General features: G+C 71.5%; 7 protein-coding genes. 4 read left to right on the plus strand and 3 right to left on the minus strand.

What is annotated here, in order from left to right:
• The first annotated feature begins 121 nt into the window (after nucleotides 1-121).
• The 4 genes from Pme01_RS28405 to Pme01_RS28420 all read left to right on the plus strand — a co-directional run bounded on the left by Pme01_RS28405 (nucleotide 122) and on the right by Pme01_RS28420 (nucleotide 5467).
• Entirely contained in the window at nucleotides 122-1603 is a 1482-nt protein-coding gene (locus Pme01_RS28405) for a complex I subunit 4 family protein (protein ID WP_168117922.1), read from the plus strand.
• A complete protein-coding gene (locus Pme01_RS28410; RefSeq protein WP_168117921.1) occupies nucleotides 1600-3081 on the plus strand; it encodes an NADH-quinone oxidoreductase subunit N in 1482 nt (493 codons plus the stop codon). The genes Pme01_RS28405 and Pme01_RS28410 overlap by 4 nt, the downstream gene beginning before the upstream one ends.
• Before the next feature lie 94 nt (nucleotides 3082-3175).
• Nucleotides 3176-4063, plus strand: coding sequence for a zinc metalloprotease HtpX (htpX, locus tag Pme01_RS28415; RefSeq protein ID WP_168117920.1), 888 nt, complete (start codon nucleotides 3176-3178; stop codon nucleotides 4061-4063).
• Nucleotides 4064-4204: 141 nt separating this feature from the next.
• Entirely contained in the window at nucleotides 4205-5467 is a 1263-nt protein-coding gene (locus tag Pme01_RS28420) for an MFS transporter (protein WP_168117919.1), read from the plus strand.
• On the opposite strand, the gene Pme01_RS28425 is transcribed toward Pme01_RS28420, so the two are convergent.
• The 3 genes from Pme01_RS28425 to Pme01_RS28435 all read right to left on the minus strand — a co-directional run.
• Entirely contained in the window at nucleotides 5464-6504 is a 1041-nt protein-coding gene (locus Pme01_RS28425) for a TerC/Alx family metal homeostasis membrane protein (RefSeq protein ID WP_205864443.1), read from the minus strand. The genes Pme01_RS28420 and Pme01_RS28425 overlap by 4 nt on opposite strands.
• A 255-nt stretch (nucleotides 6505-6759) precedes the next feature.
• A complete protein-coding gene (locus tag Pme01_RS28430; RefSeq protein WP_168117917.1) occupies nucleotides 6760-7176 on the minus strand; it encodes a hypothetical protein in 417 nt (138 codons plus the stop codon).
• Nucleotides 7177-7204: 28 nt separating this feature from the next.
• The coding region (locus Pme01_RS28435; protein WP_203935935.1) for a hypothetical protein at nucleotides 7205-7636 on the minus strand (432 nt) is incomplete at its 5' end.

Consider the following 7636-nt stretch of genomic DNA (forward strand, 5'->3'; position numbering starts at 1 on the left):
CCGACCCACACCGTGCCGCGCCACCCGCTTTGCTCTGCTCCCGGGCCGGCAACACGGGTAGCGGCGCTACGCGCGATGCCTATCCGGGAGCAGAGCAAAGCCCGCGAACCGAGGTGGTCCGATGAACTCCGGCCAGGCGTTGCTCGTGGCGACGCTCGCGCTGCCCGCCGTCGGGGCGTTCGCCGCCGCTGCCGTACCCGCCCGGCTCGACCGCGCCGGGCGGATCGCCGGCACCGTCGCCGCGGCGCTCACGTTCGTGGCGAGCCTGCTCCTGCTGAGTCACGGCACGCCAGGAGGCACCGGTCCGATCCGGCCCTGGCACGAGCTGAATCAGCCCTGGGTACCCGGCCTCGCCCTGCGCTTCCACCTGGGCGTGGATGGCGTCTCCTACCCGTTGGTCGCGCTGACCGCGCTGCTCACGCTGCTGTGCTGCGGGTACACGCTGTGGAAGGTGCCTGAGCCGGGGCGCGGACGGCTGCTCGTCGCGCTGCTGCTCGTGATCGAGGTCGGCATCCTCGGGGTCTTCGAGGCGCTCGATCTCGTGCTCTTCTTCGTGTTCTTCGAGATCGTGCTGCTGCCCATGTACGCGGTGATCGCGGTCTGGGGCGGCGAGGAGCGGCGGCGAGCGGCTCGCAAGTTCGTGCTGTACACGCTGTTCGGCTCGGTCCTGCTGCTGGTCGGCGTGTTCGTGGTGGTGTCGAAGGCGGGCACCGCCGACCTGATCGCGCTGACCGGCGGCGCCGGCCTTCCCCGGGGCGCCCAACTGTTCGCGTTCACGCTGCTCGCGCTGGCGTTCGCGGTGAAGAGCCCGCTCTGGCCGCTGCACACCTGGCTGCCCGACGCGCACACCGAGGCCCCTACCGTCGGGTCCGTGATCCTGGCCGGGGTGCTGCTGAAGATGGGCACGTACGGGCTGCTGCGGGTCGGCGTCGGGGTGGCGCCCGAGGGTGCCCGCTGGGCCGCGCCGGTGCTCGGCGCGCTCGCCGTCGCCGCGATCGTGATCGGGGGTCTGGTCTGCCTGGCGCAGACCGAGTTGAAGCGGCTCATCGCGTACTCGTCGGTGGGTCACATGGGTTTCGTGCTGCTCGGGATCGCGACCCTGACGGCGACCGGCGCGCAGGCCGCGCTGATCGGCAACATCGCGCACGGCGTCATCACCGGCCTGCTGTTCTTCCTCGCCGGGGCGATCAAGGACCGGGCGCACACCGGCCTGCTGCCGGAGTTGGGCGGCCTGCGAGAGACCGCGCCGGCCCTGGCCGGGCTGCTCGGGTACGCGGCGATCGCGTCGCTGGGCCTGCCCGGCCTGGCCGGCTTCTGGGGTGAGGCGTTCGCGGTCGTGGCTGCCCTGCGGCGCGGCTGGACAGGGCTCGCGGTGGTGGCGGCGCTCGGGGCGGCGCTCGCCGCGGCGTACTTCCTGCGGCTGCTGCGCCAGGTCACGCACGGTCCGGCGCTGAAACCCCTGGCCCAGCCCAGGCTGGCCGGGGCCGAACTGCTGTCGTGGGGGCCGCTGGTCGTTCTCGCCCTCGTGCTGGGGCTGGTACCGGCGGCCGTGCTGAACCTGTCGGCCGACGCCGTCCGAGCCCTCGCGGAGGTTGTTCGATGACGATCGACCAGGTCGCGCTGCTGCCGGCGTACGCGGCCGCGCTCACCGCCGTCACGGCGCTCGTGACCGACCTGCTGGTACCGGGCCGGCGCGGCCCGGTACTGGTCGTCACCGCGCTCGGGTCGGCGGCGACCGCGGTGGCCGCCTGGGTCGTGGGCGGCCAGGGAACTCGTCAGACCTTCTGCTCGCCGGCCGGCTGCTCGTACGCCGCCGACCACACGTCCGCCGTCGTCGCGGTCGTGTTCGCCCTGCTCACCCTCGGGGCGCTGGCGTTCTCGGTACCGGCCCTGCGCGGCGGCACGCCGCCGGGGGAGTACTGCTTCCTGCTCGCCTGCTCGCTGACCGGAGGCGTCGCGCTGGGCGCCGCGCGTGACCTGCTCACCGTCGTGATCGCGCTCGAGACGCTGACGCTGCCGCTGTACGCGCTGGTCGGGCTGCGCCGGCGGGTCGTCGCCTCGGCGGAGGCGGCGGTCACCTTCTTCGTGGTCAGCGTCGTCTCGACGGCGGTCACCCTGCTCGGCGCGGCCCTGCTGTACGCGTCGACCGGCGCGGTCCACTTCGGTCGGCTCGCGTCTGTCCTGGCCGACCGGGGCGCGCTGGTCTCGCCGCCGCTGGTGACCGTCGGCGTCGTACTCGTCCTGATCGGACTCGGGTTCAAGGTCGCCGCCGTACCACTGCACGCCTGGGCGCCGCCCACGTACGACGGCGCGCCGCTGCCGGTCGCCGCCTACCTGTCGACCGCCTCCAAGTTCGGCGGCGTGGTGGCGGTCCTGCTGGTCACCGTCCAGGCGCTGCGACCGTGGCTCGACGTCGCGGGCCCGGTCCTCGCCGTCCTGGCCGCGTTGACCATGACCGTCGGCAACCTCGTCGCGCTGCGCCAGCGCCGGATGGTGCGCCTGCTGGCCTGGTCGTCCGTTGCGCAGGCCGGCTACATCCTGGCGCCGCTGGGCGCGTTCGCCGTCGCCGCCGGGCGCTCCGAGGCCGTACTGCGGCTCGCGGTGGCCGCGGCCGTCGCGTACGCCGTCTTCTTCGTCTTCCTTGAACTGGCCGCGTTCGGCGCGGTCATCGCGCTCCGGGGTGACACCGACGGCGGCGAGATCAGCGAGTACCGGGGTGCCGGCCGCCGGGCGCCGTGGGTGGCCGGAGCGTTCACCCTCGCGCTCGCCGGCCTCGCCGGCCTGCCGCCCGGCCTGGCCGGCCTGTTCGCGAAGGTGACCATCGTGCGCGCGCTGCTCGCGGGCGGCGCCGCCTGGCTCGCCGTGGTCGTCGCGCTCAACGCCGTCGTGGGCCTGGCGTACTACCTGCGCGTGGTCGCCGTGCTCTTCTCGCCCGGGCCTTCGGACGGCCCGGCCACGGTGGCGCCGCCGCGACCGTGGCCGCTGGCCGTCGGTCTCGCCGCCGTCACGCTCGCGGGCCTCGTGATCGGCGTGGCGCCGCAACTGGTACTCGACGCCGCCGAACTCGCCGCCGGCAGGTAACGCCCGCGTTGCCAGGTGATTCACAGCGATCGGTGGGAAGGAGGTGACTGATCGCCGCGTTGAACCGGTTGTGTTCCTTACCGAAGGAGTCACCGTGCACCGGCATTACAACGGTCTCAAGACGGCGGCCCTGCTGGGCCTGCTCACCTCCCTGATCCTTCTCGTCGGGTACTGGTTCGGCGGCCGCGGCGGCCTCGTGATCGCGCTCGTGCTGTCGCTGGTCATGAACGCCGTTTCGTACTTCTTCTCCGACAAGCTCGCCCTGCGCGCCATGCGTGCCCGGCCGGTCTCCGAGCGGGAGGCGCCGGAGCTGTACGCCATGGTCCGCGACCTGGCCACCAGTGCCGGCCAGCCGATGCCCCGGCTGTACATCAGCCCCACCCACCAGCCCAACGCCTTCGCCACCGGGCGTAACCCGCGCAACGCCGCGGTCGCGGTGACCGAGGGCATCCTGGAGATGCTCACCCCGCGCGAACTGCGCGGCGTCATCGGGCACGAACTGTCCCACGTGTACAACCGGGACATCCTGATCGCCAGCGTGGCGGCGGCGCTCGCCGGCATCATCACGATGCTGGCCAACCTCGCCTGGTTCATCCCGATCGGTCGCTCCGACGACGACGAGGGGCCGGGCATCCTCGGGTACCTGTTCATGCTGATCCTCGGACCCCTTGCCGCCTCGATCATCCAGCTCGCGATCAGCCGCAGCCGGGAGTACCAGGCCGACGAGTCCGGAGCGAGGCTCACCAACGACCCGCTCGCGCTGGCCAGCGCCCTCCGCAAGATCCATCGCGGTACGCAGGCCCTGCCGTTGCCGCCCGAGGGGCAGCTCACCAGCACCGCCCACCTGATGATCGACAACCCGTTCCGCGGTGCCGGGGCGGGCATCGCGAAGCTCTTCTCCACCCACCCGCCGATGGACCAGCGGGTCGCGCGGCTCGAGGCGATGGCTGCCTCCGCCGGCCCGATCCAGTACCTGCGCTGAGTCCCCTTACAGAAGGGCGTCCCGCCACGCGGGCGCCCTTCTCGTGCGTGACGGGGTGACGTCCGTCAAAACCCCTTTGGAGTACGGCTCGCGTACCGTTAGGGTCGCTGCCGGTTTCCGCTCATTACACAGGGGGTCGCGTTGGCCGCGCTTCGCCGGTACCTCGAGGTCTGGCGGCTGCCCGGAGCGCCCCTCCTGCTGATCGGCGGCGTCATCTCCCGCCTCGGGATCGGCATGACCCCGCTCGCGCTGCTGCTGCTCGTACACGCCGCGACCGGCCGTTACACCGCGGCGGCGCTGGCCGGCAGCGCGTACGCCCTGGCCGGTGCCGCGCTGAGCCCGGTGGCCGGGCGGCTGGCCGACCGGGTCGGGCCGGCACCGGTACTGATCGTCACGTCGGTGGCCCACCCGCTCGCGCTGCTGGCCCTCCTCGCCGCTGCGGGCCGGGCGTCATTGGTCGGGATCGTCGCGGCTGCCCTAGTGGGCGGCGGCACCTACCCGCCGCTGACCGCCGCCGTCCGGGGCGCCTGGAACACGATCACCGGCCCCGCCACCGGCAGTTTCCACCTCCGCAACGCCGCGCTGGCCGCCGAGACCTCCCTGTTCGAGATCGTGTTCGTGGTCGGACCGCTGCTGGTGGCGCTCTTCGTGACGCTGGCCACCCCGGCCGCCGCGATCCTCGCCGCCGCCGGCGTCACCTTCGCCGGTACGTTCGTCGTCGCCCGCGGCCAGGCCATGCGTGGCTGGCGGCGGGGCGCCGACCACGACCGTACGACCGGGCTCGGCCCGCTGCGGATACCCGGATTCAGCGCGCTACTGGTGTGCACGCTCGGCCTCGGGATCGCGTTCGGCGGCGCCGGCGTCATGATCCCCGCCTACGCCACGTCCCACGGGTCCGCCAACGCCGACAGCGTCGGCGGCGTCCTGCTCGCGCTCTGGGGGACCGGCAGCGCGCTCGGGGGCGTCTGGTTCGGTACCCGTCAGTTCGCGACGTCGCTCAGTCGCCAGTTCGGCTGGCTGCTCGCCGCGGTGGCCGCGGGCCTCGCCGCCTTCTCGGTGATGCCGAACCCGTACGTGCTCGGCGCGGCGCTCGTCGTCGGCGGCGCGTTCATCGCACCCGCGCTCACCCTGGAGAACGCGCTCGTCGCCAGGATCGTCCCGGGCGGCATGATGAACGAGGCGTACACCTGGGTGGTGACCGTCTCGGTCGCCGGAAGCTCGGTCGGAAGCTCACTCACCGGCGTGATCGTCGACCGGCCGGGTGGCGTGCCGTGGGCGTTCCTGGTCGCCGCCGCGGCGGTCGCTGTTGCCGCGGTGATCGCCATCCGCCGGCGCGGGGCGCTCAGCCGGGCCGACGCGCTCGCGGCGCTGCGGGTGGAGGACATCCTCGCGAAGGCGACCTAGGCTCCACGCGGCCGCCCGGCGTCAGGTCGGGAGTGGTCCTCCGAGGCGTCCCGGTGCGGAGTGCCGAGGACGGCCCCCGCGTGGGCGCGGGCGGCGGGGTCGCGCCGGGACCTGACCAGGCTCGCCACGGTGGTGACGGCGAGCACCCCGAGAATGACCACCAGCGACACCGAGGTGGGGATCTTCGGTACCCGATGGTCGAGGCCGTGCCCCCAGTGCAGGATGAGCTTCACGCCGATGAACGCCAGGATCAGCGCCAGCCCGCTGGACAGGTAGACCAGGCGATCGAGCAGGCCGGTGACCAGGAAGTACAGGGCTCGCAGGCCAAGCAGGGCGAACGCGTTGGCCGCGAAGACGATGTAGGGCTCCTCGGTCACGCCGAACACCGCCGGGATCGAGTCCAGCGCGAACAGGATGTCGGTGCCGCCGATGGCGATGAGCACGATGAACAGCGGAGTGACCACCCGCCGGCCGTCGACCTTCGGCAGCAGCTTGCCGTCGACGTACTCGTCGGTGACCGGCAGCAGCCGGCGGGCGGTGCGTACCAGGACGTTGTTCTCGACGTCGGGATCCTCGCCGCGGTGGCGGTACAGCTGCACCGCGGTCCAGATCAGCAACAAGCCGAAGAGCAGGAACATGAATGAGAACAGCGACAGCAGGGTCGCGCCCAGGGCGATGAAGATCGCCCGCAGGATCAGGGCGGCGATGATGCCGAACGTGAGTACGCGCTGCTGGTGCTCCCGGGGCACCGCGAACGTCGACATGATGATCACGAAGACGAAGAGGTTGTCGACCGACAGGCTCTTCTCCACGATGTAGCCGGCGAAGTACTGGGTGCCGTACTCCCAGCCCACCTGCGTGGCGAAGACCAGGCCGAAGACGATCGCCACGGCGATGTAGAACACGGACCAGGCGGCCGCCTCGCGGAAGCCCACCGCGTGCGGGCGAACCGTGCCCAGGACCAGGTCGAGCGCGAGCAACCCCAGGATCACACCGATCGTCAGGGCCCAGCCCAGCGCGGTGACCTCCACTGACAACCTCCCGGGTAGCGCCGATCCGTGAATGCTGCCGGGTGCCCTGCCTGTCGAGCCGCTACCCGGTCGATCTCAGGGTAAATGGGGCGATCAACATGCGGAGGCGATACGCAGACCGTCACCGGGGCCGCCAGCGTTCGTCGTGATGCCGCCCGGTCCGCGCACAATGGCGGCCCCGGAGCCGGCCCGCTCCCCGGAGGGTGGGTCGACGGCATTCGGGAGGGCAGGACAAGGCAGGGGTGCAGCCACGCCCACGCGCTAGCTCAGGTAGTGGCGGCGGTACGGGATCCTCACGTGAAACTGCTTGTCTCCCACCTCGATGGTCACGGGTTGACCCACGCCATACCACTCGCACACCCACACCCGACCGATGGTTCGCACGGGCAACAGGGTCCCGTCAGACTTCCAGACGCGAACGGTGCCAACCGCCGGCATCTCGCCGTAGTGCATCCACCAGGTCGGCTCGTCGCGACCCTCCGGAGCCTCGGCGCGGCCAGTGACCCCATGCGCAGCCCCCGTCCAGACCACCCACTCATCTTCAGACGGGGTGTGCTCACCGGCCGCTTCCGCGTCCAGCTGGTTTGCGTCCACCTGCCGCCACCGGCCGTCCTCACGCCATTGGAACCGCCACAGCCCGTACTGCGTAATCAGCGTCTCGATCCGAGGGTCCGCCACGCGACCAGCCTCCCATGATCGGCGCTACTCACACGACGGTCATACGGAAGTCTGGAGACCGGCGGGGAGGCTCCGACGACAGGCCGTTTTCGTCCAAGGCGTTGTAGATCTGGAGGCACCCCTGATCGAGTTCGAGCACCAGGCCGCCAAGTAACCACCCGGAAGATCGGCCCTCACCCGGTTCGGCAGGGGGGTGGACGCGCTGAGTGGTGAACGAGTGCTCCATTACCGAGACCTGGCGGATGACCTGACCGGCGGCCCGACGCAGCGCGGGATGGGCGTCGCGTCGCCACTTCAGCGTCCACTCCACCCAGGCTGTAGGAGTAACAGCGAGGTCGATCGTGCTCCAGGTGACCGACAAATCGTCGAGCTTCTTAGCACACACCTCTAGCTGAGCCTCTTCGGTTCGTAGGACGACAGGCAAGTCAGCGAACCATTCATCGTGCTCGGTGTCAACGAC

The organism is Planosporangium mesophilum (genome assembly GCF_016863255.1).
GTDB classification, from domain to species: Bacteria; Actinomycetota; Actinomycetes; order Mycobacteriales; family Micromonosporaceae; genus Planosporangium; species Planosporangium mesophilum.